The organism is Streptomyces sp. NBC_01471 (assembly GCF_041438865.1).
GTDB lineage: Bacteria > Actinomycetota > Actinomycetes > Streptomycetales > Streptomycetaceae > Streptomyces.
Window position 1 is genome coordinate 6,296,932 of the sequence record NZ_CP109450.1, and the last position, 25,258, is coordinate 6,322,189.

A 25,258-nucleotide genomic window follows, 5' to 3' on the forward strand; every position below is an offset into this window, starting at 1 on the left:
TCATGACAAATCAGAGCACCCGCACCCCGCTGATGGCGGGCAACTGGAAGATGAACCTCAACCACCTCGAGGCCATCGCGCACGTCCAGAAGCTCTCCTTCGCGCTCGCCGACAAGGACTACGACGCGGTCGAGGTGGCGGTCCTGCCGCCCTTCGTGGACCTGCGTTCCGTCCAGACCCTGGTCGACGGCGACAAGCTGAAGATCAAGTACGGCGCCCAGGACATCTCGGCGCACGACTCCGGCGCGTACACCGGTGAGGTCTCCGGGCCGATGCTGGCCAAGCTGAAGTGCGCCTATGTGGCCGTCGGGCACAGCGAGCGCCGCCAGTACCACGCCGAGACCGACGAGGTCTGCAACGCCAAGGTCAAGGCGGCCTACAAGCACGGCATCACCCCGATCCTCTGTGTCGGCGAGGGCCTGGACGTCCGCAAGGCCGGCCAGCAGGTCGAGTACACGCTGGGCCAGCTCGACGGCGGGCTCAAGGACATCCCGGCCGACGAGGCCGAGTCGATCGTGATCGCGTACGAGCCGGTCTGGGCCATCGGCACCGGCGAGGTCGCCACTCCCGAGGACGCCCAGGAGGTCTGCGGGGCGATCCGCGGCCGGCTGGCCGAGCTGTACTCGCAGGAGCTGGCCGACAAGGTCCGCATCCAGTACGGCGGCTCCGTCAAGTCCGGCAACGTGGCCGCGATCATGGCGCAGCCCGACGTGGACGGTGCGCTCATCGGCGGCGCCGCCCTCGACGCCGACGAGTTCGTCAAGATCGTCCGGTTCCGCGACCAGTGAGTATGCGCTAGCGCGGATCCGTCGTACCCTTGCGGGGCCGAGACGGCTGGCAGCAGCCGTCCGGCCCCTTCGTCCGTTTTGAGTTCCGAGGAAGTTGGTCCAGCCGTGATTCTGGGGTTCTCGATCGCCCTGATCGTCTTCAGCCTGCTGCTGATGCTGCTGGTGCTGATGCACAAGGGGAAGGGCGGCGGCCTCTCCGACATGTTCGGTGGCGGCATGCAGTCGTCCGTCGGTGGCTCCTCGGTCGCCGAGCGCAACCTCGACCGCATCACCGTGGTGCTCGGCCTCTGCTGGTTCGCGTGCATCGTCGTACTCGGCCTGCTGATGAAGCTGAAGAACTGACTGTCTGTATCCACGTTCTCTCCGCGTGTTGCCCGCGTTTCGGTGCGGGGGTGTAACTCCAATCACTGGACGCGCGTTGGGCCTTACGTAGACTGGGGCATCTTCGAGCACCATCACGCAGGGAGTTACGACCGTGGCAAGTGGCAACGCGATCCGGGGAAGCCGGGTCGGAGCGGGGCCGATGGGGGAGGCCGAACGGGGCGAGTCCGCCCCGCGCCTCCGCATCTCCTTCTGGTGCTCGAACGGGCACGAGACGCAGCCTAGCTTCGCCCACGACGCGCAGGTTCCCGAGACCTGGGACTGCCCGCGCTGTGGGTTCCCGGCCGGTCAGGACAGCGACAACCCCCCGGACCCGCCGCGCACCGAGCCGTACAAGACGCACCTTGCCTACGTGCGCGAGCGCCGCAGCGACGAGGACGGCGAGGCGATCCTCGCCGAGGCCCTCGCGAAGCTGCGGGGCGAGATCTAGAGTGTGAATTCCGGCCGGAACCCCTTCGGGTGTCCGGCCGGACTGCGTAGAGCTCCCGTCCGGCCGTGGTGGGGACCGCCCGTGAGCCGGGGGCGGTGGTCGCGGCACTCGTCCGCCGGATCAATTAGGTTGGACGGGCAGCGGGGCATGTACGCAGGTACGAGAAGAATGGACTGATGTCCGAGATGAACGCAGAAGGCCGTACCAGGCTCAACCAGATGCCCGAGTGGACCGCTCTGGGCAAGCACCGGGAGCAGCTGGGCGACACGCGTCTGCGGGAGCTGTTCGACCGGGACCCGGAGCGAGGGCGCACCTACACCCTCCGGGCGGGCGATCTGTATCTCGACTACTCCAAGCACCTGGTGACCGGTGAGACGCTCGGCCTGCTCCGTGAGCTGGCCGCCGCCGCCGGGGTGGCCGGGCTGCGTGACGCGATGTTCCGCGGCGAGAAGATCAACACCACCGAGGACCGCGCGGTGCTGCACACCGCGCTCCGCGCCCCGCGCGGAGCGGTCGTCGAGGTGGACGGGGAGAACGTCGTGCCCGCCGTGCACGCCGTGCTCGACAAGATGGCCGCCTTCTCGGAGAAGGTCAGGTCGGGGGAGTGGACCGGACACACCGGCAAACCCGTCAAGAACGTCGTCAACATCGGCATCGGCGGCTCGGACCTGGGCCCGGCGATGGCGTACGAGGCGCTCCGCTCCTTCACCGACCGCGGGCTGACGGTCCGTTTCGTGTCGAACGTCGACGGGGCCGATCTGCACGAGGCCGTAAGGGACTTGGACCCGGCGGAGACGCTCTTCATCATCGCCTCCAAGACCTTCACCACCATCGAGACCATCACCAACGCGACCTCCGCGCGCAATTGGCTGCTGACGAATCTGCGGGCCGGCCAGGACGCCGTGGCCAAGCACTTCGTGGCGCTGTCCACGAACGCGGAGAAGGTCGAGGACTTCGGTATCGACACGGCCAACATGTTCGAGTTCTGGGACTGGGTCGGCGGCCGGTACTCCTACGACTCGGCGATCGGCCTCTCGCTGATGATCGCGATCGGCCCGGAGCGCTTCCGGGAGATGCTCGACGGCTTCCACCTGATCGACGAGCACTTCCGCACCGCGCCGCCCGAGGAGAACATCCCGCTCCTGCTCGGCCTGCTGGGCGTCTGGTACGGCGCGTTCTTCGACGCCCAGTCGCACGCCGTGCTGCCGTACTCGCACTACCTCTCCAAGTTCACGGCGTACCTCCAGCAGCTGGACATGGAGTCCAACGGCAAGTCCGTGGACCGTGAGGGCCGTCCGGTCGACTGGCAGACGGGTCCGGTGGTCTGGGGGACGCCCGGCACCAACGGCCAGCACGCGTACTACCAGTTGCTCCACCAGGGCACCAAGGTGGTCCCGGCCGACTTCATCGGCTTCGCCAAGCCCGTCGATGACCTGACCTCGGGTCTGAAGGCCCAGCACGACCTCCTGATGGCGAACTTCTTCGCCCAGACCCAGGCCCTGGCGTTCGGCAAGACGCCCGACGAGGTACGGGCGGAGGGTGTCGCCGAGGAGCTGGTCCCGCACAAGACGTTCCGCGGCAACCACCCGACGTCCACGATCCTCGCCGACGCGCTCACCCCGTCCGTCCTGGGGCAGCTGATCGCGCTCTACGAGCACAAGGTCTTCGTCCAGGGCGCCATCTGGAACATCGACTCCTTCGACCAGTGGGGCGTCGAGCTCGGCAAGGTGCTCGCCAAGAAGATCGAGTCGGTCCTGACCGGCGGCAGGGGCGGAGCGGACCTCGACAGCTCCACCGCCACGCTGGTCGACACCTACCGGGCGCTGCGGGCCAAGCAGTAGCGGTAAGGGGACAAAGGCAGACCGGCCCGCACTCCCTGCGGGGAGGCGGGCCGGTCCTTTCTGTCGCGTGCCGGGCGGTCAGGCGGTGGCCGGCGGGTAGAGCTGCGGCGGCAGCTGCGAAGCGGCCGCCGTGTCCAGCAGCCACAGCGTCCTGCCGCGACCCCGGGCGCCCGCTGCCGGGGCCTGGATCTCTCCGGCCCCGGACAGGGCGAGAGCCGCGGCCCCCGCCTTGTCCTCGCCCGCCGCGAGCAGCCACACCTCGCGTGCCGCCCGGATCGCGGGCAGCGTCAGGGACAGCCGCACGGGCGGCGGCTTGGGCGCGCCGTGCACACCGACGACGGTGCGTACGGACTCCCGTACGGCCGGCAGCTCGGGGAAGAGCGAGGCCACGTGCGCGTCCGGGCCCACACCCAGCATCAGCACGTCGAACGCCGGCACGTCGCCGTGGTCCTCGGGACCCGCCGCGGCGGCCAGCTCCGCCGCGTACGCCGCGGCTGCCGCCTCCACATCGCTGCCGTACGGACCGTCCGAGGCGGCCATGGCGTGCACCCGCTCGGGGGCCACGCCCACCGAGTCGAGCAGCGCGGCCCGCGCCTGGGTGACGTTCCGCTCGGGATCGCCCTCCGGCAGGAAGCGTTCGTCGCCCCACCACAGGTCGATCCGCGACCAGTCGACGGCGTCCCGCGCGGGCGCCTCGGCGAGGGCCGCGAGCAGCCCGTTGCCGTTGCGCCCGCCGGTGAGCACCACCGAAGCGGAACCACGGGCGGCCTGGGCGTCCACGATCTTCGTGATCAGCCGGGCCGCCGCGGTGTGGGCCATCAGCTCCTTGTCGCGGTGGACGACGAGCTGCGGCGCACTCACTTCGACGCCGCCTTCTTTGCGGGTGCCTTCTTCGCGGCGGGGGCGGCCTTGGCGGGCTCGTCCGCCGCGTCCCCGGATCCGTTGCCGGATCCGTCGCCGGCCTCCTTCGGCGAGGCCGTGACCAGCCGGTCCACGCCGTACTTCAGCGAAGCCGCGTACGTGTCGTCCGGGTCGAGCCTGCGCAGCTCCTCGGCGAGCAGCTCCGAGGTCTCCCGGCGCTTCAGCGCCACCGCGCGGTCCGGCTGTCCCTCCATGCAGAGCGTGGCCAGCGAACCGTCGGGGCGGTCCAGCACGATCTCGCCGTGGTCCGTCTGCATCCGTACGGCCGTCAGACCCGGGCCGGACGAGATGGAACGGGTCACCGGTACGTCGAGCCGGTCGGCGAGCCACATCGCGAGCAGTTCGCAGCTCGGGTTGAACTCCTCGCCCTCCACCTCGGCGCCCTTCACCCGGCTCGGCACCTGGTCCAGGGCGGCGGCGAGCATCGAGCGCCAGGGGGTGATGCGCGACCACGCCAGGTCGGTGTCGCCCGGTGTGTAGGCGGCGGCGCGGCCCGAGAGCTCCGCGATGGGGTGTTCGGCCGCGTACGAGTCGGTGACACGGCGCTGGCCCAGCGCACCGAGCGGGTCCTTGGCGGGGTCGAGCGGCGCGTTCACCGGCCACCAGACCACCACGGGGGCGTCCGGCAGCAGCAGCGGCAGCACCACCGACTGGGCGTGGTGCAGCACCTCGCCGTACATCCGCAGGACGACGGTCTCGCCGCTGCCCGCGTCCGTGCCCACCCGGATCTCCGCGTCGAGCCGGGCCGTGGCCCGGTCGCGCGGGGAGCGGGAGACCCGCTTGACGACCACGAGGGTGCGCGAGGGGTGCTCGCGGGAGGCGTCGTTGGCCGCCTTGAGCGCGTCGTAGGCGTTCTCCTCGTCGGTCACGATGACGAGGGTCAGCACCATGCCGACGGCGGGGGTGCCGACGGCGCGGCGGCCCTCCACCAGTGCCTTGTTGACCTTGCTGGCTGTGGTTTCCGTCAGATCGATTTTCATGGCCGACGCCAGCTCCGTCCTTCTCGTGCGAGCATTTCGTCCGCCTCGGCCGGTCCCCAGGTGCCCGACTCGTACTGCGCGGGCTTTCCGTGGGTGTCCCAGTACTCCTCGATCGGGTCGAGGATCCGCCAGGACTGCTCGACCTCCTCCAGGCGCGGGAAGAGGTTCGAGTCGCCGAGCAGCACATCGAGGATGAGCCGCTCGTACGCCTCCGGGCTGGACTCGGTGAAGGACTCGCCGTACGCGAAGTCCATCGACACGTCCCGGATCTCCATCGAGGTGCCGGGCACCTTGGAGCCGAACCGCATGGTGATGCCCTCGTCGGGCTGGACGCGGATGACGATCGCGTTCTGGCCCAGCTCCTCCGTCGCCGTGTGGTCGAAGGGGGAGTGCGGGGCACGCTGGAATACCACGGCGATCTCGGTGACGCGGCGGCCCAGGCGCTTGCCGGTGCGGAGATAGAAGGGGACACCCGCCCAGCGGCGGTTGTCGATCTCCAGCCGCACCGCGGCGTAGGTGTCGGTCGTCGACTTGGGGTCGATGCCGTCTTCCTGGAGGTAGCCGACCGCCTGCTCGCCGCCCTGCCAGCCCGCGGCGTACTGACCGCGCACGGTCTCCTGGCCGAGGTCCTTGGGCAGCCTGACGGCGCCCAGCACCTTGGTCTTCTCGGCCACCAGCGCGTGGGCGTCGAAGGAGGCGGGCTCCTCCATCGCGGTCAGCGCGAGCAGCTGGAGCAGGTGGTTCTGGATGACGTCACGGGCGGCGCCGATGCCGTCGTAGTACCCGGCCCGGCCGCCGATCCCGATGTCCTCGGCCATGGTGATCTGGACATGGTCGACGTACGACCGGTTCCAGATCGGCTCGAAGAGGGTGTTGGCGAAGCGGAGCGCCAGGATGTTCTGGACGGTCTCCTTGCCGAGGTAGTGGTCGATCCGGAAGACCTCGTGCGGCGGGAAGACCTCGTGCACGACCTTGTTGAGCTCCTGTGCGCTCTTCAGGTCGTGGCCGAACGGCTTCTCGATGACCGCACGGCGCCAGGAGCCGTTCTGCTGGTCGGCGAGCCCGTGCTTCTTGAGCTGCTGGACGACCTTGGGGAAGAACTTGGGCGGGACCGAGAGGTAGAAGGCGAAGTTGCCTCCGGTGCCCTGCTGCTTGTCCAGCTCCTCGATCGTCGCCTTGAGGGTGGCGAACGCCGCGTCGTCGTCGAAGTCGCCCTGGACGAAGCGCATGCCCTGGATGAGCTGCTGCCAGACCTCCTCACGGAACGGCGTCCGCGCGTGCTCCTTGACGGAGTCGTGGACGACCTGGGCGAAGTCCTCGTCCTCCCAGTCGCGGCGCGCGAACCCGATGAGCGAGAAGCCCGGTGGCAGCAGGCCGCGATTGGCCAGGTCGTAGACAGCGGGCATCAGCTTTTTACGGGACAAATCACCCGTGACGCCAAAAATGACCAGGCCCGACGGCCCCGCGATACGCGGGAGCCGTCGGTCCGCAGCGTCACGCAGCGGGTTGCTGCTTGACAAGGTTTCAGCCCTCCGAAGGGGCGAGGCGCTCGAGCTCTGCCTCAGTGGACTTGAGCAGGTCGTTCCAGGAGGTCGCGAACTTCTCGACTCCCTCGTCCTCCAGGACCTGTACGACGTCGTCGTACGAGATCCCGAGCTTCTCCACGGCATCGAGCGCGGCGCGGGCCTGCTCGTAGGTGCCGGAAACCGTGTTGCCGGTGACCTCGCCATGGTCGGCGGTGGCGTCGAGCGTCGCCTCCGGCATGGTGTTCACCGTGTTGGGCGCCACCAGGTCCACGACGTACATCGTGTCCCGGTACGCCGGGTCCTTGACGCCGGTCGACGCCCACAGCGGGCGCTGCTTGTTGGCGTGCGCCTTGTCGAGGGCGGCCCAGCGGTCGGAGGAGAAGACCTCCTCGTACGCCTGGTACGCGAGGCGCGCGTTGGCCACGGCGGCCTTGCCCTTGGCGGCCTTGGCCTCGTCGGTGCCCAGGGCGTCCAGCCGCTTGTCGATCTCGGTGTCCACGCGGGACACGAAGAAGGAGGCGACCGAGTGGATCTTGGAGAGGTCCAGGCCGGCGGCCTTGGCCTTCTCCAGGCCCGCCAGGTAGGCGTCCATGACCGCGAGGTAGCGCTCCAGCGAGAAGATCAGCGTGACGTTGACGCTGATGCCCCGGCCGATGGTCTCGGTGATGGCCGGCAGGCCGGCCTTGGTCGCCGGGATCTTGATGAGCGTGTTCGGGCGGTCCACCAGCCAGGCGAGCTGCCTGGCCTCGGCGGCGGTGGCCCTGGTGTTGTGGGCGAGGCGCGGGTCGACCTCGATCGAGACCCGGCCGTCCTGGCCGTCCGTCGCGTCGAAGACCGGGCGCAGGATGTCGGCGGCGTCACGGACGTCCGCCGTCGTGATCATGCGGACAGCCTCCTCGACGGTGACCCTGCGGGCCGCGAGGTCGGTGAGCTGCGTGTCGTAGCCGTCGCCCTGGGAGATCGCCTTCTGGAAGATCGACGGGTTGGTGGTGACACCCACCACGTGCTGCTGGTCGATCAGCTCGGCGAGGTTGCCGGATGTGATGCGCTTGCGCGAAAGGTCGTCGAGCCAGATCGCGACGCCTTCGTCGGAGAGGCGCTTGAGTGCGTCTGTCATGGGAATTGCATCTCCTACTTGTTTGTATATGAGCGTCAGCGCGCTGCGGCTTCGAGCGATTCCCTGGCGGCGTCGGCGACGGCCTCGGCGGTGAAGCCGAACTCGCGGAAGAGCAGCTTGCCGTCGGCGGACGCACCGAAGTGCTCCAGCGACACGATCCGTCCCGCGTCACCGACGAAGCGGTGCCAGGTCAGACCGATACCGGCCTCGACGGCCACCCTCGCCCTGACGGACGGCGGAAGCACCGAGTCGCGGTACGCCTGGTCCTGCTCCTCGAACCACTCGACGCACGGCATCGAGACCACCCGGGTCGGAACACCCGCGGCCTGGAGCTGCTCACGCGCCTCCACGGCCAGCTGGACCTCGGAGCCGGTACCGATCAGGACGACCTCGGGCGTGCCGCCCTCGGCCTCGAACAGTACGTAGCCGCCCTTGGCCACGCCCTCGTTCGCCTCGTACACCGGCACACCCTGGCGGGTCAGCGCGAAGCCGTGCGGGGCTCCCTTGCCGAACACCTTGGTGTAGCGCTCAAGGACCTCGCGCCAGGCGATGACCGTCTCGTTGGCGTCCGCCGGGCGGATCAGGTTCAGACCCGGAATGGCGCGCAGGGCGGCCAGGTGCTCCACCGGCTGGTGGGTCGGGCCGTCCTCGCCGACGCCGACCGAGTCGTGCGTCCACACGTAGGTCACCGGCAGGTGCATCAGCGCCGAGAGCCGGACGGCGTTGCGCATGTAGTCGGAGAACACCAGGAAGGTGCCGCCGTAGATGCGGGTGTTGCCGTGCAGCGCGATGCCGTTCATCTCCGCGGCCATGGCGTGCTCGCGGATCCCGAAGTGGACCGTGCGGCCGTACGGGTCGGCGCCCGGCAGCGGGTTGCCCTCGGGCAGGAACGACGACGTCTTGTCGATCGTCGTGTTGTTCGACCCGGCGAGGTCGGCCGAGCCGCCCCACAGCTCCGGGATGGCACCGCCCAGCGCTTCGAGCACCTTGCCGGAAGCGGCGCGGGTGGCGATGGAGGCGCCGGCCTCGAAGGCGGGAAGCTCCTTCGTCCAGCCCTCGGGCAGCTCGCCCGCCCTGACCCGGTCGAACCGGGCGGCGTGCTCCGGGTTGGCGGTGCGCCAGGCGGCGAAGCCCTTCTCCCAGACGGCCTTGGCCTCACGGCCGCGGTCACCCAGGGCGCGGGTGTGCGCCAGGACCTCGTCCGACACGTCGAAGGAATTCTCGGGGTCGAAGCCGAGGATCTTCTTGGTCGCGGCGACCTCTTCGTCGCCGAGCGCCGAGCCGTGCGCGGCGCCGGTGTTCTGGGCGTGCGGGGCGGGCCAGGCGATGATCGAGCGCATCGCGATGAACGACGGGCGCCCGGTCTCGGCCTTGGCCGCCTGGAGCGCCGCGTACAGGGCGTCCGGGTCGAGGTCGCCGTTCGCCTTCGGCGCCACACGCTGCACGTGCCAGCCGTACGCCTCGTAGCGCGCGCAGGTGTCCTCGGACACCGCGGTCTCGGTGTCGCCCTCGATCGAGATGTGGTTGTCGTCCCACAGCAGCACGAGGTTGCCGAGCTTCTGGTGGCCCGCGAGCGACGACGCCTCGGACGAGATGCCCTCCTGGAGGCAGCCGTCGCCGGCGATCGCGTAGATGAAGTGGTCGAACGGGGAGGTGCCGGGGGCCGCCTCCGGGTCGAAGAGACCGCGCTCGTAGCGGGCGGCCATGGCCATGCCCACCGCGTTGGCGACACCCTGGCCCAGCGGGCCGGTGGTGGTCTCCACGCCGGAGGTGTGCCCGTACTCCGGGTGTCCGGGGGTCTTCGAGCCCCAGGTGCGGAACGCCTCGAGGTCCGCCAGCTCCAGACCGAAACCGGCCAGGTAGAGCTGGGTGTAGAGGGTCAGCGACGAGTGGCCGGCCGAGAGGACGAACCGGTCACGCCCGGTCCACTCGGGGTCCGCCGGGTCGTGCCGCATCACCTTCTGGAAGAGGGTGTACGCGGCCGGGGCCAGGCTCATGGCCGTACCGGGATGGCCGTTGCCGACCTTCTGTACGGCGTCCGCGGCCAGCACGCGGGCGGTGTCGACGGCCCGCTGGTCCAATTCGGTCCACGCGAGTTCAGTGGTGGTCGGCTTGGTACTCACCCTGGGTCAGGGCTCCTCTCCAGATATGTAATCCCGGTTACGTTCGGTGCACCGGGCGTTGTCGAGCCTACCCCCGCCACAACGCCCGTCTTTTCGAGTTCCCGCCGGTTGCAGACAGACACTTCTCAGGGTGCGGGCGCGACTGCCGATCCGCCCGTCGAAGAGCGCACCTCCGCTCGTAAGAGCCGCCCTTTCCGCCCGGAACGACGGGCCCAACACGACCGCACCCCCGGGGATGGTGACGTATGGGCAACGTCTAGAGTGGCGTGGTACGCGCAAGTCTTTACCGGCCCTTCACGGCTGGAACTTGCTGGGAAATTCTCTGTCAGGGGTGTACGTGACGGCCGTCGAGTCCCGACCCGCAGGGGTCGTCCTGACTCCCAGCCCGGGGGCCCATCGGCCATTCGGGGCCCGCGTCAAGGCTTTTGTGGCGCTGACCAAGCCGCGGATCATCGAACTGCTGCTGATCACCACCGTTCCGGTGATGTTCCTCGCGAAGCAGGGCGTACCCAATCTGTGGCTGGTCCTGGCGACCTGCTTCGGCGGTTATCTCTCCGCCGGCGGTGCCAACGCGTTCAACATGTACATCGACCGCGACATCGACGCGCTGATGGACCGCACGTCGCAGCGTCCACTGGTCACCGGCATGGTCTCGCCGCGCGAGTGCCTGGTCTTCGCCTTCGCGCTGGCCACCTTCTCCACGCTCTGGTTCGGGCTGCTGGTCAACTGGCTCTCGGCGGCGCTCTCACTGGGCGCGCTCCTCTTCTACGTCGTCGTCTACACGATGATCCTCAAGCGCCGGACCTCGCAGAACATCGTCTGGGGCGGCATCGCGGGCTGCATGCCGGTACTCATCGGCTGGTCCTCGGTCACGGACTCCATGTCGTGGGCCCCGGTCATCCTCTTCCTGGTGATGTTCTTCTGGACACCGCCGCACTACTGGCCGCTGTCGATGCGCGTCAAGGACGACTACGCCCGCGTCGGGGTCCCGATGCTGCCGGTCATCGCCACCAACCAGGTCGTGGCCAAGCAGATCGTCATCTACAGCTGGGCGATGGTCGTGGTCTCGCTGCTGCTGACCCCGCTCGGCTACACGGGCTGGTTCTACACGGTGGTGGCCGTGCTGGCCGGCGCCTTCTGGCTGCGCGAGGCACACGCGCTGCGGAGCCGGGCCAGGAACGGGGTGACGGGCGCCAAGCTCAAGGAGATGCGGCTCTTCCACTGGTCCATCACCTATGTCTCGCTCCTCTTCGTGGCCGTCGCGGTGGATCCCTTCCTGCGATAGCCCCGCGGTATCTCCCGCCCCCCTGCGTCACGCGACGGGCAGGTGCAGTGGTTCACGCCACTGGACCTGCCCGTCGCGCGTGTCGCTACCCGCTAGTAGCATGCGGCCATGGCAGACACGCAGGTTGACGAGAAGCGGGACGCCGGAGCCGACCGGAAGACGGCCAGGCTCGCCCGGCAGATCCAGGCCTTCGGCCGGGAGCACGGCGGCGCGGAGGCGCAGCTCGCGTACATCGGTGAGCGCGGGGCCCGCATCGTGCTGGTGGGCGAGGACGGCGGCTGGGGAGACCTGGTGGCACCGTCGTACGCCATGGCGCAGAGCGCGGCCGAGCAGGCGGGCGTCACCGTCCACGAGTCCTTCGACGGCGATCTCGCGGCCAAGGTCCGCACCGGTCCCTACGAGTGGAAGCGGATGGCCGGTATCCAGCTCGGCGGCTCCCGGGCCGGTGCCGAAGGCTGAGGGCAACACCTGGGGGCGGGTTTCCCCGTTAGGGCTGGAGGAGAACAGCCCGAAGCGGAGGCCCGGATGATCGAGACACCCTGCCTGGTGGATCAGTACTGCCACGGCGTGCTCCGCACCGAGCTCGGTCTCGGGACCTTCGAGGCGCACCTCGGCAGGACCCCCGGGCCGCCCGCCCCCGGCACCACCTTCTTCGACACCCAGACCGGCTTCGCCGTACGCCGCTGGTGCCCGCCGCTGCTCGGTCTGGAACCGCACTGCGCGCCCGCGCGCTACCTCGCCCGCCGCCGGGAACTCGGCGTGCTGGAGGTGGGCAGACGGCTGCTGCGCTCCAGCGGGATCACCACCTATCTGGTGGACACCGGGCTGCCCGGCGACCTCACGGGCCCCGCCGAGATCGCGGCGGCCGGCGGCGCCGAGGCCCATGAGATCGTCCGGCTCGAACTCCTCGCCGAGCAGGTCGCCGACACCTCGGGCACCGTCGATTCCTTCCTCGCGAACGTCGCTGAGGCGGTGCACGGAGCGGCGGGCTCCGCCGTGGCCTTCAGCTCGGTCGCCCCGGTGCGGCTCGGACTCACCCTGGCGCCCGACCCGCCGGGCGCCGGCGAGGTGCGCGGCGCCGCGGGGCGCTGGCTGGCCGACCGCCGGGTCGGCGGCAGCCTCACCGATCCGGTGCTGCTGCGCCATCTGCTGTGGAACGCCGTCGCGTCCGGCCGTCCGCTCCAGCTGCACATCGGGGCGGGCGACCCGCTGCTGCTGACGGACTTCATCGTCGCGGCCACCGGGCTCGGCACCGATCTGGTGCTGCTGCACGGCTACCCGTACCACCGGCAGGCCGCACAGCTGGCGAGCGTCCATCCGCATGTGTACGCGGATCTGGGCCCGGCCCTGGCGCACACGGGGGCGCGGGCCGCCGTCGTCCTCGCGGAGATCCTGGAGCTCGCGCCCTTCGGGAAGCTGCTGTACTCCAGCGGTGCCCAGGAGCTCCCCGAACTGCACGTGGTGCGTGCGCGGGTGTTCCAGGAGGCGCTGGCCCGCACGCTGGGCGGCTGGGTCGACGAGGGTGCCTGGTCGCACACGGACGCGACACGGGTCGCCGGAATGATCGCGGCGGGCAACGCCCGCCGCGTCTACGGCCTCGAAGGCCCGGACAGGCCCTAGACGGCCGTGAGCGCCGTGTCCTCGGACTGCGCCGGGATCCCCGCACCGGTGAACGGCCGTTCGCGGAGCGAGAGCAGCACCCGCATCACACCGATCCACACCAGCGACGCGCCGAACATGTGCAGCCCGACGAGGATCTCCGGGGTGTGGGTGAAGTACTGGACGTAGCCGATCACACCCTGGCCCATCAGGATCAGGAAGAGGTCGCGGGCCCGGTGGAGCGGCCCGGCGGGCGCGTCCACGGCCTTGAGCACGAACCAGAGCGCCGCGGTGAGCGCCACCACGACCCAGGCGAAGTCGGCGTGCAGCTGCGCGATCATCGACCAGTCGACCGGGATGCGCTCCACCTCGCTGGAGTCGCCCGCGTGGCGTCCCGCTCCCGAGACGACCGTACCGATCGCGATCAGGGCGCCCGCCGCCACGACGAGCAGCGACGTCAGCTGGACGACCGCCTTGCCCACCAGGGGCCTCGGCGTCTCGTCGCCCTCGCGGACGCGCTGCCAGGTCAGCACGGCGACCGTGATCAGCGCGGTGGACAGGAGGAAGTGCGCGGCCACCGTGTACGGGTTGAGGCCGACCAGTACCACGATGCCGCCCAGCACCGCGTTGCCCATGACCACCCAGAACTGGGCCCAGCCGAGCCGGGTCACCGAGCGCCGCCACGGCTTCGCCGAGCGGGCCGCGATGATCGCCCAGCCGACCGCCGCGCACAGCACGTACGTGAGCATCCGGTTGGAGAACTCGATGGCGCCGTGGATGCCCATCTCGCTGGTCGCGGTGAGGCTCTGGTCGGTGCACTTGGGCCAGGTCGGGCAGCCGAGCCCGGAGCTGGTCAGCCTGACCGCGCCCCCGGTGACGACGATGACGACCGACATCACCAGGGCGGCGAGCGCGGCGCGCCGGACGGTCCGGGGGTCCGGAGTCCAGCGGTCGGCGATGAAGGCGAGTGGATTGCGCACGGCGCCGAAGGCTTCGGCGAGGGTCAGTTTCGGCACGGGGACATCGTAGGCCGGGCGCTTGTGCCTACTTTCACGAGGGGGCGCTTTCCCGCCGGACCGGGCGAACCGGACCCCAGCCGGGCCGCGTCCTCCCTCCGGTTACTCCCAGCGGAAGTACCGGGCGGCCGCGCCGAGGCCGAGCACCGCCCACACCGCGACGATCCCCAGGTCGGCCCACGGCATCGAAGCGCCGTGCTGCAGGACGTCCCGCAGGCCGTCCGAGAGCGCCGAGACCGGCAGCAGCTCCAGTACGGACCTGACACCGCCGGGGAACTTGTCCATCGGGACGATCACCCCGCCGCCGACGAGCAGCAGCAGGAAGACCAGGTTGGCCGCGGCCAGTGTGGCTTCCGCCTTGAGCGTCCCCGCCATCAGCAGGCCCAGACCCGAGAAGGCGGCCGTACCCAGGACGAGCAGCAGCAGGACGGCGAGCGGACTGCCGTGCGGCGACCAGCCGAGCAGGAGGGCGATCACGGTCAGCAGGACGATCTGCAGGACCTCGGTCACGATCACGGACAGGGTCTTGGACGTCATCAGCGCCCAGCGGGGGAGCGGGGAGGCACCGAGCCGCTTGAGCACCCCGTACCTGCGCTCGAAGCCGGTCGCGATGGCCTGCCCGGTGAAGGCGGTGGACATCACGGCGAGCGCCAGGATGCCCGGAGCCAGGAAGGCCACCGATTTGCCCGCCCCGGTGTCGACGATGTCGACCGCGGAGAAGAGGACCAGCAGCAGCGACGGGATGATCACGGTCAGCAGCAGCTGCTCGCCGTTGCGCAGCAGCATCTTCGTCTCGAAGGCGGTCTGCGCGGCGATCATGCGCGACAGCGGGGCCGCGCCCGGCCGGGGGGTGTACGTACCGGCGCTCATGCGCGCAGCTCCTTGCCGGTCAGTTCCAGGAAGACGTCTTCGAGGGTGTGGCGCTCCACCGAGATGCGGTCGGGCATCACTCCGTGCTGGGCGCACCAGGAGGTGACGGTGGCGAGCAGCTGGGGGTCGACCGTACCGGTGATCCGGTAGCTGCCCGGGGTCAGCTCGGTGGCCGCAGACCCGTCCGGGAGCGCCTTCAGCAGTGAGCCGACGTCGAGTCCGGGCCGTCCGCCGAAGCGCAGGGTGTTCTCGGCGCCGCCGCGGCAGAGCTCCTCGGGGGTGCCGTGTGCGACGGCCCGGCCCGCGTCGATGATCGCCACCGCGTCGGCGAGCTGCTCGGCCTCGTCCATGAAGTGGGTGGTGAGCACGGTCGTCACCCCGTCCGCACGCAGCTCCCGTACGAGATCCCAGGTGGACCTGCGGGCCTGCGGGTCGAGGCCGGCGGTCGGCTCGTCCAGGAAGACCAGCTCGGGGCGGCCCACGACGGCCATCGCGAGGGCGAGCCGCTGCTGCTGCCCGCCGGAGAGCCTGCGGTACGTCGTACGGCCGCAGCTCTCCAGGCCGAGCCGCTCGATCAGCGCGCCGACATCGAGCGGGTGCGCGTGCAGTTTCGCCATGTGGCGGAGCATCTCGTCGGCGCGGGCGCCGGAGTAGACGCCGCCGGACTGGAGCATCACCCCGATCCGGGGGCGCAGCCCGGCCGCGTCGGCCACCGGGTCGAGACCCAGCACCCGGACGGTGCCGGCGTCGGCGCGGCGGTATCCCTCGCAGGTCTCGACGGTGGTGGTCTTGCCTGCGCCGTTGGGCCCGAGTACGGCGGTGACGGTGCCCGTGCCGACCGTGAGGTCCAGGCCGTCCACAGCGGTCTTGGCGCCGTACCGCTTGACGAGGCCGCGGACCTCAACGGCGGGATCTGTACTCATACGGGGGAGTCTACGAAGCGGACGGGTCGCGGATCCTTCAGGGGGCGGAGGCCATGGGGGAACAGACATCCGGCCTGTTTAGGTGACCCTAAGTGATCGAGGCCACCGCTGGAGTTCCCGATCTTCACTTGTCGCGGGCCGGTGAATTACGCAACAATGGCGTTGTGAAAAACGTCGGCGAGGCTCCAGTCGGAAAGACTGCGCAGGAGGAACTCGCGACCGGTGAGCGGTCCACCCGCAACCGGGTCGCGCGCTCCATCCTGGACCACGGCCCGTCCACCGTCACCGAACTGGCGGGGCGTCTCGGGCTCACCGCGGCGGCGGTCCGCCGCCACCTCGACGCCCTGGTCACCGACGACGTGGTCGCCGCCCGCGAGCAGCGGGTGTACGGCGCCAGGACCCGGGGCCGTCCCGCCAAGGTCTTCGCGCTCACCGACTGCGGCCGCGACGCCTTCGACCAGTCCTACGACCAGCTCGCCGCCGACGCCCTGCGCTGGATCGCCCAGCGCTCCGGTGACGACGAGGTCATGGCGTTCGCCCGCGACCGGCTCGCCACGCAGGCGGAGACGTACCGCGAGGCCGTCGACGCCGCGGCGCCGGAGAACCGCGCCGAGGCTCTGGCCAAGGCGTTGACCACCGACGGGTACGCTGCTACGGCGCGAAGCGCCCCGGTCGGCGAGCAGCTCTGCCAGCACCACTGCCCGGTGGCCCATGTCGCCGAACAGTTCCCGCAGCTCTGCGAGGCGGAGACCGAGGTCTTCTCCCGCCTGCTCGGGACCCATGTCCAGCGTCTGGCCACCATCGCCCACGGCGACGGTGTGTGCACGACGTTCATTCCCAAGACCACCCATCAGACCACCGATTCAGCATCCGCCAGTACGGCCGGGAGGAACCCCGCATGACTCTCCCCACGGAGACTGCCCACCCCGAACTCGAGGGCCTGGGTACGTACGAATTCGGCTGGGCCGACTCCGACGTGGCAGGCGCCGCAGCCAAGCGGGGTCTGTCCGAAGCTGTCGTCCGCGACATCTCGGCGAAGAAGAACGAGCCCGAGTGGATGCTGAAGCTGCGTCTCAAGGGCCTCAAGCTCTTCGGCAAGAAGCCCATGCCCAGCTGGGGCTCCGACCTCTCGGGCATCGACTTCGAGAACATCAAGTACTTCGTGCGGTCCACCGAGAAGCAGGCGGAGTCCTGGGAGGACCTGCCGGAGGACATCAAGAAGACGTACGACAAGCTCGGCATCCCGGAGGCGGAGAAGCAGCGCCTCGTCGCGGGTGTCGCCGCCCAGTACGAGTCCGAGGTCGTGTACCACCAGATCAACGAGGAGCTGGAGGCGCAGGGTGTCATCTTCATGGACACCGACACCGCGCTGAAGGAGCACCCCGAGCTCTTCCAGGAGTACTTCGGCACGGTCATCCCGGTCGGCGACAACAAGTTCGCCTCGCTGAACTCGGCCGTGTGGTCCGGCGGTTCCTTCATCTACGTGCCGAAGGGCGTGCACGTCGAGATCCCGCTCCAGGCCTACTTCCGTATCAACACGGAGAACATGGGCCAGTTCGAGCGGACGCTGATCATCGTCGACGAGGACGCCTACGTCCACTACGTCGAGGGCTGTACCGCCCCGATCTACTCCTCCGACTCGCTGCACAGCGCCGTCGTCGAGATCATCGTGAAGAAGGGCGGCCGCTGCCGCTACACGACGATCCAGAACTGGTCGAACAACGTCTACAACCTCGTCACCAAGCGTGCCGTGGCGTACGAGGGCGCGACCATGGAGTGGGTCGACGGCAACATCGGCTCCAAGGTGACCATGAAGTACCCGGCCGTCTACCTGATGGGCGAGCACGCCAAGGGCGAGACGCTGTCGATCGCCTTCGCGGGCGAGGGCCAGCACCAGGACGCCGGCGCCAAGATGGTCCACATGGCCCCCAACACCTCCTCCAACATCGTCTCCAAGTCGGTGGCGCGAGGCGGCGGCCGTACCTCCTACCGCGGTCTGATCGAGATCGGTGAGGGCGCCGCGGGCTCCAAGTCCAACGTCCTCTGCGACGCCCTGCTCGTCGACACGGTCTCCCGCTCGGACACGTACCCCTATGTGGACGTCCGTGAGGACGACGTGTCCATGGGCCACGAGGCGACCGTCTCCAAGGTCTCCGACGACCAGCTCTTCTACCTGATGAGCCGCGGTATGACGGAGTTCGAGGCGATGGCGATGATCGTGCGCGGCTTCGTCGAGCCGATCGCCAAGGAGCTCCCCATGGAGTACGCCCTGGAGCTCAACCGGCTGATCGAGCTGCAGATGGAGGGCTCGGTCGGCTAGCAGCTGCCTGGCAGCTGTCAGCCCCGCCCCCTCGCCCGACCCCGACGTATCCATCAGAAAGCGAGCACGACGACAGCCATGGCTGAGGCTCAGAATTCTCCGACGGGTTCCACCACCGCCGGGTCCATCGCGGTGGCTGCCGAGTCCACCGTCGCCACCCGTATGAGTGCACCGCCGTCCTTCGACGTGGCGGACTTCCCGGTCCCTCACGGCCGTGAGGAGGAGTGGCGGTTCACCCCGCTGGAGCGGCTCAAGGGCCTGCACGACGGCACCGCCGTCGCGACCGGCTCCGGCGTCGAGATCGAGGTGTCCGCCCCCGAGGGCGTCCGCGTCGAGACCGTCGGCCGTGACGACGCGCGCATCGGCCGGGCCGGCACCCCGGTCGACCGGGTCGCCGCCCAGGCGTACTCCTCCTTCGAGAAGGCCTCGGTCGTCTCGGTGCCCAAGGAGACCGTGCTCAGTGAGCCGATCCGGATCGCCGTGCGCGGCGCCGGCGGCGTCGCCTACGGCCACCAGGTCATCGAGCTCGGGGCCTTCGCCGAAGCCCTCGTGGTCATCGACCACACCGGCGACGCGGTGCTCGCCGCCAACGTCGACTACATCCTGGGTGACGGTGCGAAGCTGACCGTCGTCTCCGTCCAGGACTGGGAGCCCGGCGCCGTGCACGTGGCGCAGCACAACGCGCTGGTGGGCAGGGACGCCTCGCTCAAGTCGGTCGTGGTCACCTTCGGCGGCGACGTCGTACGCCTCCACCCGCGGGTGCAGTACGCGGGCCCCGGCGGTGAGGCCGAGCTCCTCGGGCTCTACTTCACCGACCACGGCCAGCACCAGGAGCACCGCCTCCTCGTCGACCACAACGCGCCGCACTGCAAGTCGAACGTGGCCTACAAGGGCGCGCTCCAGGGCCAGGACGCGCACGCCGTCTGGATCGGCGACGTCCTGATCAGGGCCGCCGCCGAGGGCACCGACTCGTACGAGCTCAACCGCAACCTCGTCCTCACCGACGGCGCGCGGGTCGACTCGGTCCCGAACCTGGAGATCGAGACCGGCGAGATCGCCGGCGCGGGCCACGCGTCGGCCACGGGCCGCTTCGACGACTCGCAGCTCTTCTACCTGCAGTCGCGCGGAATCCCGGAGTCCGAGGCCCGCCGGCTGGTGGTCCGCGGCTTCTTCGCCGAGCTGGTCCAGCAGATCGGTCTGCCGGACGTCGAGGAGCGCCTGCTCGCCAAGATCGACGCCGAGCTGCAGGCAGCCGTCTGATGGCCGCCTTCGTCAGGGCCTGTGCGCTGAGCGAGCTGGAGGACGACACCCCGAAGCGGGTGGAGCTCGACGGCACGCCGGTGTCCGTGGTCCGCACGGAAGGGGAGGTGTTCGCGATCAACGACATCTGCTCGCACGCGAACGTCTCCCTCTCCGAGGGGGAGGTCGAGGACTGCACCATCGAGTGCTGGCTGCACGGTTCCAGCTTCGACCTCCGTACCGGCAAGCCGTCCGGCCTTCCCGCGACGCGCCCCGTCCCCGTTTACCCCGTAAAGATCGAAGGGGACGATGTGCTCGTCTCCGTATCCCAGGAGTCCTGAGTCACCCATGGCAACGCTTGAAATCCGCGACCTGCACGTCTCCGTCGAAACCGAGAACGGTACGAAGGAGATCCTCAAGGGCGTCGACCTGACCGTGAAGCAGGGCGAGACCCACGCCATCATGGGCCCGAACGGCTCCGGCAAGTCGACGCTGGCGTACTCCCTCGCGGGGCACCCCAAGTACACGATCACCAGCGGCACCGTCACCCTCGACGGTGAGGACGTGCTGGAGATGACCGTCGACGAGCGGGCCCGCGCCGGTGTCTTCCTCGCCATGCAGTACCCCGTCGAGGTCCCCGGCGTCTCCGTCTCCAACTTCCTGCGTACGTCGGCCACCGCCATCCGCGGCGAGGCGCCGAAGCTCCGTACCTGGGTGAAGGAGGTCAAGACGGCCATGGAGACCCTCCAGATGGACCCGGCCTTCGCCGAGCGCAACGTCAACGAGGGCTTCTCCGGCGGTGAGAAGAAGCGCCACGAGATCCTCCAGCTGGAGCTGCTCAAGCCGAAGATCGCCATCCTCGACGAGACGGACTCCGGTCTGGACGTCGACGCGCTGCGCCAGGTCTCCGACGGCGTCAACCGCGTCCGTGAGGGCGGCGAGGTCGGCACCCTGCTGATCACCCACTACACGCGCATCCTGCGCTACATCAAGCCCGACTTCGTGCACGTCTTCGCGAACGGCCGGATCGCCGAGTCCGGTGGCCCGGAGCTCGCCGACAAGCTGGAGAACGAGGGCTACGAGGCCTACACGAAGGTTGGCACCGTGAGCGGAGCGAACCCGGAGGAGGACGTCGCGTGACACAGCTGCCGGGCCTCCTGGACACCGACGCGATCCGCAAGGACTTCCCCCTGCTGGATCGTGTGGTCCACGACGGGAAGAAGATCGTTTACCTGGACAACGCGGCGACCTCGCAGAAGCCGCGCCAGGTACTCGACGCGCTGAACGAGTACTACGAGCAGCACAACGCCAACGTCCACCGCGGCGTGCACGTGCTCGCGGAGGAGGCCACGGCGCTGTACGAGGGTGCCCGCGACAAGGTCGCCGCCTTCATCAACGCGCCGAGCCGCGACGAGGTGATCTTCACCAAGAACGCCTCCGAGTCGCTCAACCTCGTGGCCAACATGCTCGGCTGGGCCGACGAGCCGTACCGCGTCGACCACGAGACCGAGATCGTCATCACGGAGATGGAGCACCACTCCAACATCGTGCCGTGGCAGCTGCTCTCGCAGCGCACCGGCGCGAAGCTGAAGTGGTTCGGCCTCACCGACGACGGCCGCCTCGACCTGTCCAACGTCGAGGAGATCATCACCGAGAAGACGAAGATCGTCTCCTTCACGCTGGTCTCCAACCTGATGGGCACGGTCAACCCGGTCGAGGCGATCATCCGGCGCGCCCAGGAGGTCGGTGCGCTGGTCTGCATCGACGCCTCCCAGGCGGCACCGCACATGGTGCTGGACGTGCAGGCGCTGCAGGCCGACTTCGTGGCCTTCACCGGCCACAAGATGGTCGGCCCCACCGGGATCGGCGTCCTCTGGGGCCGTCAGGAGCTCCTGGAGGACCTTCCGCCGTTCCTCGGCGGCGGCGAGATGATCGAGACCGTGTCGATGCACTCCTCGACGTACGCCCCCGCGCCGCACAAGTTCGAGGCCGGTACGCCCCCGATCGCCCAGGCCGTCGGCCTCGGCGCGGCCGTGGACTACCTCTCGTCGATCGGCATGGACAAGATCGCCGCGCATGAGCACGCGCTCACCGAGTACGCGATGAAGCGTCTCGCCGAGATCCCGGACCTGCGGTTCATCGGACCGTCCACGGCCCTGGACCGCGGAGCGACGATCTCCTTCACGCTGGGTGACATCCACCCGCACGACGTGGGTCAGGTCCTCGACGAGGAGGGCATCGCGGTCCGGGTCGGCCATCACTGCGCGCGGCCGGTCTGCCTGCGGTACGGAATTCCTGCGACCACGCGAGCGTCGTTCTATCTGTACTCCACGCCCGAAGAGGTCGACGCGCTGGCGGACGGGCTGGAGCACGTACGGAATTTCTTCGGCTAGGACAGGGCTTGGGGCCTCGCAGGCCCGGCCATATGGACGAGGACATCGGGTAGGGACTGGATCGTGAAGCTGGATTCGATGTACCAGGAAGTGATCCTGGACCACTACAAGCACCCGCACGGGCGCGGTCTCCGTGACGGCGATGCCGAGGTGCACCACGTCAATCCGACGTGCGGCGACGAGATCACGCTGCGTGTGCGGTACGAGGGCGACCGCATCGCGGACGTGTCGTACGAGGGCCAGGGCTGTTCCATCAGCCAGGCCAGCGCGTCCGTGCTGAACGAACTGCTGGTCGGCAAGGAGCTGGGCGACGCCCAGAAGATCCAGTCGACCTTCCTGGAGCTGATGCAGTCCAGGGGGCAGATCGAGCCGGACGACGCGATGGAGGAGGTGCTGGAGGACGCCGTCGCGTTCGCCGGTGTCTCGAAGTACCCGGCGCGCGTCAAGTGCGCGCTGCTGAGCTGGATGGCGTGGAAGGACGCGACGGCGCAGGCGCTGTCCGAAGGGAAGACCGCATGAGCGACAACGAGACCGCCCTGATCAAGCCGGCCTCCGAGGAGGAGGTCCGCGAGGCGCTGTACGACGTCGTCGACCCCGAGCTGGGAATCGACGTGGTCAACCTCGGCCTGATCTACGGCATTCACGTGGACGACGGCAACATCGCCACGCTGGACATGACACTGACGTCCGCGGCCTGCCCGCTGACCGATGTCATCGAGGACCAGGCGAAGTCGGCCACCGAGGGCATCGTCAACGAGCTGAAGATCAACTGGGTCTGGATGCCGCCGTGGGGCCCGGACAAGATCACCGACGACGGCCGTGAGCAGCTGCGCGCGCTCGGCTTCAACGTCTGACCGGTCCTGCCCGGCCGCCCTCAGGCCGGCCGTGACTCTTCCCGTACGGCCCCGGTGCTCCGCGCACCGGGGCCGTATTGTGCTGTTCGCCTTCCGTACGTACGGTGTGCGCGCCCCGTTGGCGCGGAGACCGGAGCCTTCTCGTCGACGACGTCCCCCACCGCGATCCCCCACGACGAGAGGGTTCCCGTGCAGATCCCCGTACAGATTCCCGCGCAGATCTCCGCCATCCTGTCCCGCCGCTCGTTCCGCCCGAGGACCGCCGGTGCGGTCGCCGCCGCGAGCGGGCTGGTCTCGCTGGCCCTCACCGGGCTCAACGCCCCGGCGCACGCGGCGAGTTACGGCACCCCCACGGTCTCCCTCTCGGCCGCCTATCTCTCCGGCGCGGTCGGCGCCACCGGTGACCCCGCCGTCACCGTCACCGTGGGGCAGAGCGGGGCGGACGCCTCGGCGCTCACCGTGGCCGCATCGGCCAGTTCCACGTCCTCCGTCGCCGGGACCGGCGACGTCTCCGTCACCGGCACGGGCGCCACCCGCCGGGTCACGGTCGGCGCCCGCGCGCAGGGCTACACCGACCTCACCCTCAAGGTCACCGGTCTCGGCGGCAAGAGCGCCACCAAGACCCTGCACTACGCCGCGTCGGCCGCGGTCCAGCACAGCGCGGACACCCGCTACTTCACCGGCTCGTCCGACGCGTCGGCCGCCGTCCCGGTCGGCGGCGGCTATGTGGTGGTGGCCGACGACGAGTCCAACACCCTCCGGCTGTACGACGGTTCGACGTCCGGGGCGCCCGTGCGGACCTGGGACTTCAGTGACGATCTCGGGGTCAAGAAGGAGGTCGACATCGAGGGCGCGGCCCGGGTCGGCGACACGGTCTACTGGACGGGCTCGCTGGGCAACAACAAGGACGGCGAGTACAAGTCCGACCGCAACCGGATCTTCACCACGAAGGTCACCGGCTCGGGAGCCGCCACCCAGCTGGCCTTCGGCGGCTCGTACGCGAAGCTCCGTGACGACCTGGTCGCCTGGGACCAAGCCAACGGCGACCGCTACGGATTCGCCGCGGGCACCAAGGACGGCCAGGTGCCCAAGCAGATTGACGGATTCAACATCGAGGGGCTGGAGTTCGCGCCCGGTTCGTCCACCACGGCCTACCTCGGCTTCCGCGCCCCGCTGGTGCCGCCGGAGAACGGCGGCAAGGCGCTGATCGTGCCGGTCACCAACATCGACAAGGTCATCACCGGCAAGAAGGCCGCCTTCGGCACGCCGATCGAGCTGGACCTCGGAGGGCTCGCCATCCGGGACATCCGGAAGAACGCGGCCGACCAGTACCTGATCGTCGCCGGTTCCTGGGCCGCCGACGACAACTCCGATCCGTACGCCCTCTACTCCTGGGACGGTGCCGCCGGGCACGCCCCCGTGAAGCGGGCCGACCTGCCGACCAGCGACCCGGGGGGCTGGGAGGCCGTGGTGGACGTCCCCGACCTGAACGCGGCCGGGGCGCGCGCCCAGCTGATCACCGACGACGGCTCCGCCGACCTCTACGGGGACGGCACGGAGGCGAAGGACCTCACCCACGACGAGTGGAAGAAGTCCCGCGCCACCTGGTTCACCGTGGGGAAGTGACGTCCGGCGGGTCCTGCGCGGCGGTCTCTCCGGCCGCCGCCTCGATGAGCACCGGGCCCAGGTCCTCCTGGCGCATCCGCCGGTCCACGTACAGCAGTCCGGTCACCAGCTGAGGGAAGGTCACCGACACGATCTGGCTGAGCGTCTGGCCCAGCATGGAGAGCGCCAGATAGCCGGTGGCACCGGTCAGCAGCTGGGCCGTGCTCGGGCCGGCGGCGGTGTCCAGGTGGAGCATCGAGCTGTTGAACATCCCCACCATCGTGAAGGGGAGCTGGATGAACGAGCCCGCAGTGGAGCCGATCACCAGGGCCAGCAGCGAGATGCCGCAGACCCGCCACCAGGCGCCCCGTACCAGCCGGGCCGAGCGGCGCAGCGCGCCGACCGGCCCCTGACGCTCGAACACCACGGCGGCCGGGCCCAGGCTGAGGAGCACCCACAGCCACACGGCCGGCGGCAGCAGGGCCAGCCCGCCGACCACGCCCACCACGATCGCCACGGCCGGGTTGTGCGCGCCGACCGCGGCGACGACGACGGCGACCGACGCTCCCGCGATCAGCAGCAGGGGCACAAGGACGATCAGTCCGCTCAGCAGGACGGTGCCGATCACCGGGAACACCCGTGACCAGGCCCGCCGCCAGACGGCCCGGAAGGTCGTCGGCCGGCCGAGCACGGCCTCCCGCAGCACGGTGGCGCACGTGGCGTGGACGAGGGCCGTGCACACCATGCTCAGCAGGCCGGCGGCGAGCAGCACCGCGGAGAACCCCAGCACCACGGGACCGGCCTGGTCCCAGGTGACGTCGGAGGCCTCCGGCGCGTGGACGATCCCGTGGATCCGGCCGGAGAGCGACGCGTAGAGGATCGCGAGAGCCACCCCGATGATCGCGGCGGCGCCGCCGTACACCGCCGCCGCCATGCCGAGCAGTTGCTTCCAGTAGCGGCCGACCGTGGAGACCGCGCCGTTCAGGATGTCGCTGAGCTGCAAGGGCTGCAGGGGTATCACGCCCGGCTTGGGCGCCTGGGGCGGCT

General features: G+C 69.7%; 25 protein-coding genes. 16 read left to right on the plus strand and 9 right to left on the minus strand.

All coding sequences use genetic code 11. The features are described 5' to 3' along the window. Positions 1-2 precede the first annotated feature (2 nt). The 4 genes from tpiA (at position 3) to pgi (ending at position 3,440) form a co-directional block, all read left to right on the plus strand. Complete coding sequence (gene tpiA, locus OG285_RS28125; RefSeq protein ID WP_356833441.1) at positions 3-788, plus strand: triose-phosphate isomerase; 786 nt, start codon at positions 3-5, stop codon at positions 786-788. Positions 789-893: 105 nt separating this feature from the next. Beyond that, positions 894-1,130 (plus strand): preprotein translocase subunit SecG, encoded by a 237-nt coding sequence (secG, locus tag OG285_RS28130; protein WP_343235085.1) that lies wholly within the window; start codon positions 894-896, stop codon positions 1,128-1,130. A 133-nt stretch (positions 1,131-1,263) separates the two neighbouring features. Beyond that, the gene (locus OG285_RS28135) at positions 1,264-1,599 is read left to right on the plus strand and encodes an RNA polymerase-binding protein RbpA (protein WP_164263395.1); all 336 of its coding nucleotides are present in this window, start codon (positions 1,264-1,266) and stop codon (positions 1,597-1,599) included. 185 nt (positions 1,600-1,784) lie between these two features. Then, entirely contained in the window at positions 1,785-3,440 is a 1,656-nt protein-coding gene (gene pgi, locus OG285_RS28140; RefSeq protein ID WP_371793640.1) for a glucose-6-phosphate isomerase, read from the plus strand. A 78-nt stretch (positions 3,441-3,518) separates the two neighbouring features. Here pgi and pgl read toward each other — a convergent pair whose 3' ends face one another. From pgl to tkt, 5 genes are read right to left on the minus strand one after another with little or no spacing between them, the layout of a single operon-like run. After that, a complete protein-coding gene (gene pgl, locus OG285_RS28145; RefSeq protein WP_356833444.1) occupies positions 3,519-4,301 on the minus strand; it encodes a 6-phosphogluconolactonase in 783 nt (260 codons plus the stop codon). Then, positions 4,298-5,341 (minus strand): glucose-6-phosphate dehydrogenase assembly protein OpcA, encoded by a 1,044-nt coding sequence (gene opcA, locus OG285_RS28150; protein ID WP_371792578.1) that lies wholly within the window; start codon positions 5,339-5,341, stop codon positions 4,298-4,300. Before opcA ends, pgl begins: the two co-directional genes overlap by 4 nt. Continuing rightward, a complete protein-coding gene (gene zwf, locus OG285_RS28155; RefSeq protein WP_356833449.1) occupies positions 5,338-6,861 on the minus strand; it encodes a glucose-6-phosphate dehydrogenase in 1,524 nt (507 codons plus the stop codon). Before zwf ends, opcA begins: the two co-directional genes overlap by 4 nt. A gap of 4 nt (positions 6,862-6,865) precedes the next feature. Continuing rightward, positions 6,866-7,984, minus strand: a complete 1,119-nt coding sequence (gene tal / locus OG285_RS28160) for a transaldolase (RefSeq protein ID WP_356833451.1) — start codon at positions 7,982-7,984, stop codon at positions 6,866-6,868. Between the two features lie 35 nt (positions 7,985-8,019). Then, positions 8,020-10,107, minus strand: a complete 2,088-nt coding sequence (gene tkt, locus OG285_RS28165; RefSeq protein ID WP_371792579.1) for a transketolase — start codon at positions 10,105-10,107, stop codon at positions 8,020-8,022. Between the two features lie 331 nt (positions 10,108-10,438). On the opposite strand from tkt, the gene OG285_RS28170 reads away from it, so the two are divergent. From OG285_RS28170 to OG285_RS28180, 3 genes are all read left to right on the plus strand, one after another. Continuing rightward, a complete protein-coding gene (locus OG285_RS28170; protein WP_371792580.1) occupies positions 10,439-11,392 on the plus strand; it encodes a heme o synthase in 954 nt (317 codons plus the stop codon). Positions 11,393-11,500: 108 nt separating this feature from the next. Continuing rightward, a complete protein-coding gene (locus OG285_RS28175; RefSeq protein ID WP_356833457.1) occupies positions 11,501-11,851 on the plus strand; it encodes a hypothetical protein in 351 nt (116 codons plus the stop codon). A gap of 66 nt (positions 11,852-11,917) precedes the next feature. Then, on the plus strand, positions 11,918-13,012 hold the full coding sequence (locus OG285_RS28180; RefSeq protein WP_356833459.1) for an amidohydrolase family protein: 1,095 nt from the start codon (positions 11,918-11,920) through the stop codon (positions 13,010-13,012). Here the strand turns inward: OG285_RS28180 and OG285_RS28185 are convergent. The 3 genes from OG285_RS28185 to OG285_RS28195 form a co-directional block, all read right to left on the minus strand. Further along, the gene (locus OG285_RS28185; RefSeq protein ID WP_371792581.1) at positions 13,009-14,007 is read right to left on the minus strand and encodes a heme A synthase; all 999 of its coding nucleotides are present in this window, start codon (positions 14,005-14,007) and stop codon (positions 13,009-13,011) included. The genes OG285_RS28180 and OG285_RS28185 overlap by 4 nt on opposite strands. 102 nt (positions 14,008-14,109) lie before the next feature. Then, positions 14,110-14,877, minus strand: coding sequence for an ABC transporter permease (locus OG285_RS28190; protein ID WP_371792582.1), 768 nt, complete (start codon positions 14,875-14,877; stop codon positions 14,110-14,112). Next, on the minus strand, positions 14,874-15,800 hold the full coding sequence (locus tag OG285_RS28195) for an ABC transporter ATP-binding protein (RefSeq protein ID WP_371792583.1): 927 nt from the start codon (positions 15,798-15,800) through the stop codon (positions 14,874-14,876). Before OG285_RS28195 ends, OG285_RS28190 begins: the two co-directional genes overlap by 4 nt. 164 nt (positions 15,801-15,964) lie before the next feature. Between OG285_RS28195 and OG285_RS28200 the strand changes: the two genes are divergently transcribed. From OG285_RS28200 to OG285_RS28240, 9 genes are all read left to right on the plus strand, one after another. Next, a complete protein-coding gene (locus OG285_RS28200) occupies positions 15,965-16,702 on the plus strand; it encodes a metalloregulator ArsR/SmtB family transcription factor (protein ID WP_356833467.1) in 738 nt (245 codons plus the stop codon). Further along, positions 16,699-18,120 (plus strand): Fe-S cluster assembly protein SufB, encoded by a 1,422-nt coding sequence (sufB, locus tag OG285_RS28205; protein WP_356833469.1) that lies wholly within the window; start codon positions 16,699-16,701, stop codon positions 18,118-18,120. Before OG285_RS28200 ends, sufB begins: the two co-directional genes overlap by 4 nt. A 78-nt stretch (positions 18,121-18,198) precedes the next feature. Beyond that, positions 18,199-19,380: a Fe-S cluster assembly protein SufD gene (gene sufD, locus OG285_RS28210; RefSeq protein WP_356833472.1), complete on the plus strand. Its 1,182-nt coding sequence runs from the start codon at positions 18,199-18,201 to the stop codon at positions 19,378-19,380. Further along, positions 19,380-19,700 carry a bifunctional 3-phenylpropionate/cinnamic acid dioxygenase ferredoxin subunit gene (locus OG285_RS28215; RefSeq protein WP_356833474.1) on the plus strand — a complete coding sequence of 107 codons (321 nt, stop codon included), beginning with the start codon at positions 19,380-19,382 and terminating at the stop codon, positions 19,698-19,700. Before sufD ends, OG285_RS28215 begins: the two co-directional genes overlap by 1 nt. A 7-nt stretch (positions 19,701-19,707) precedes the next feature. Next, positions 19,708-20,499, plus strand: a complete 792-nt coding sequence (gene sufC / locus OG285_RS28220; RefSeq protein ID WP_328316869.1) for a Fe-S cluster assembly ATPase SufC — start codon at positions 19,708-19,710, stop codon at positions 20,497-20,499. Continuing rightward, the gene (locus OG285_RS28225; RefSeq protein WP_356833477.1) at positions 20,496-21,752 is read left to right on the plus strand and encodes a cysteine desulfurase; all 1,257 of its coding nucleotides are present in this window, start codon (positions 20,496-20,498) and stop codon (positions 21,750-21,752) included. Before sufC ends, OG285_RS28225 begins: the two co-directional genes overlap by 4 nt. A gap of 63 nt (positions 21,753-21,815) precedes the next feature. Beyond that, positions 21,816-22,271, plus strand: coding sequence for a Fe-S cluster assembly sulfur transfer protein SufU (sufU, locus tag OG285_RS28230; protein WP_356833479.1), 456 nt, complete (start codon positions 21,816-21,818; stop codon positions 22,269-22,271). Continuing rightward, positions 22,268-22,606, plus strand: a complete 339-nt coding sequence (locus tag OG285_RS28235; RefSeq protein WP_371792584.1) for a metal-sulfur cluster assembly factor — start codon at positions 22,268-22,270, stop codon at positions 22,604-22,606. The genes sufU and OG285_RS28235 overlap by 4 nt, the downstream gene beginning before the upstream one ends. 288 nt (positions 22,607-22,894) lie before the next feature. Then, on the plus strand, positions 22,895-24,232 hold the full coding sequence (locus OG285_RS28240) for a DUF3616 domain-containing protein (protein ID WP_356833672.1): 1,338 nt from the start codon (positions 22,895-22,897) through the stop codon (positions 24,230-24,232). Here the strand turns inward: OG285_RS28240 and OG285_RS28245 are convergent. Beyond that, positions 24,216-25,214, minus strand: coding sequence for a hypothetical protein (locus OG285_RS28245; RefSeq protein ID WP_356833484.1), 999 nt, complete (start codon positions 25,212-25,214; stop codon positions 24,216-24,218). The genes OG285_RS28240 and OG285_RS28245 overlap by 17 nt on opposite strands. Between the last annotated feature and the right edge of the window lie 44 nt (positions 25,215-25,258).

Excerpts from the sequence above, each read along its gene's own strand:
- tpiA (WP_356833441.1), top strand. The coding sequence starts at position 3 with ATGACAAATCAGAGCACCCGCACCCCGCTGATGGCGGGCAACTGGAAG.
- pgi (WP_371793640.1), top strand. The coding sequence starts at position 1,785 with ATGAACGCAGAAGGCCGTACCAGGCTCAACCAGATGCCCGAGTGGACC.
- opcA (WP_371792578.1), bottom strand. The coding sequence starts at position 5,341 with ATGAAAATCGATCTGACGGAAACCACAGCCAGCAAGGTCAACAAGGCA.
- tal (WP_356833451.1), bottom strand. The coding sequence starts at position 7,984 with ATGACAGACGCACTCAAGCGCCTCTCCGACGAAGGCGTCGCGATCTGG.
- OG285_RS28175 (WP_356833457.1), top strand. The coding sequence starts at position 11,501 with ATGGCAGACACGCAGGTTGACGAGAAGCGGGACGCCGGAGCCGACCGG.
- OG285_RS28180 (WP_356833459.1), top strand. The coding sequence starts at position 11,918 with ATGATCGAGACACCCTGCCTGGTGGATCAGTACTGCCACGGCGTGCTC.
- OG285_RS28190 (WP_371792582.1), bottom strand. The coding sequence starts at position 14,877 with ATGAGCGCCGGTACGTACACCCCCCGGCCGGGCGCGGCCCCGCTGTCG.
- OG285_RS28195 (WP_371792583.1), bottom strand. The coding sequence starts at position 15,800 with ATGAGTACAGATCCCGCCGTTGAGGTCCGCGGCCTCGTCAAGCGGTAC.
- sufB (WP_356833469.1), top strand. The coding sequence starts at position 16,699 with ATGACTCTCCCCACGGAGACTGCCCACCCCGAACTCGAGGGCCTGGGT.
- sufD (WP_356833472.1), top strand. The coding sequence starts at position 18,199 with ATGGCTGAGGCTCAGAATTCTCCGACGGGTTCCACCACCGCCGGGTCC.
- OG285_RS28215 (WP_356833474.1), top strand. The coding sequence starts at position 19,380 with ATGGCCGCCTTCGTCAGGGCCTGTGCGCTGAGCGAGCTGGAGGACGAC.
- sufC (WP_328316869.1), top strand. The coding sequence starts at position 19,708 with ATGGCAACGCTTGAAATCCGCGACCTGCACGTCTCCGTCGAAACCGAG.
- OG285_RS28235 (WP_371792584.1), top strand. The coding sequence starts at position 22,268 with ATGAGCGACAACGAGACCGCCCTGATCAAGCCGGCCTCCGAGGAGGAG.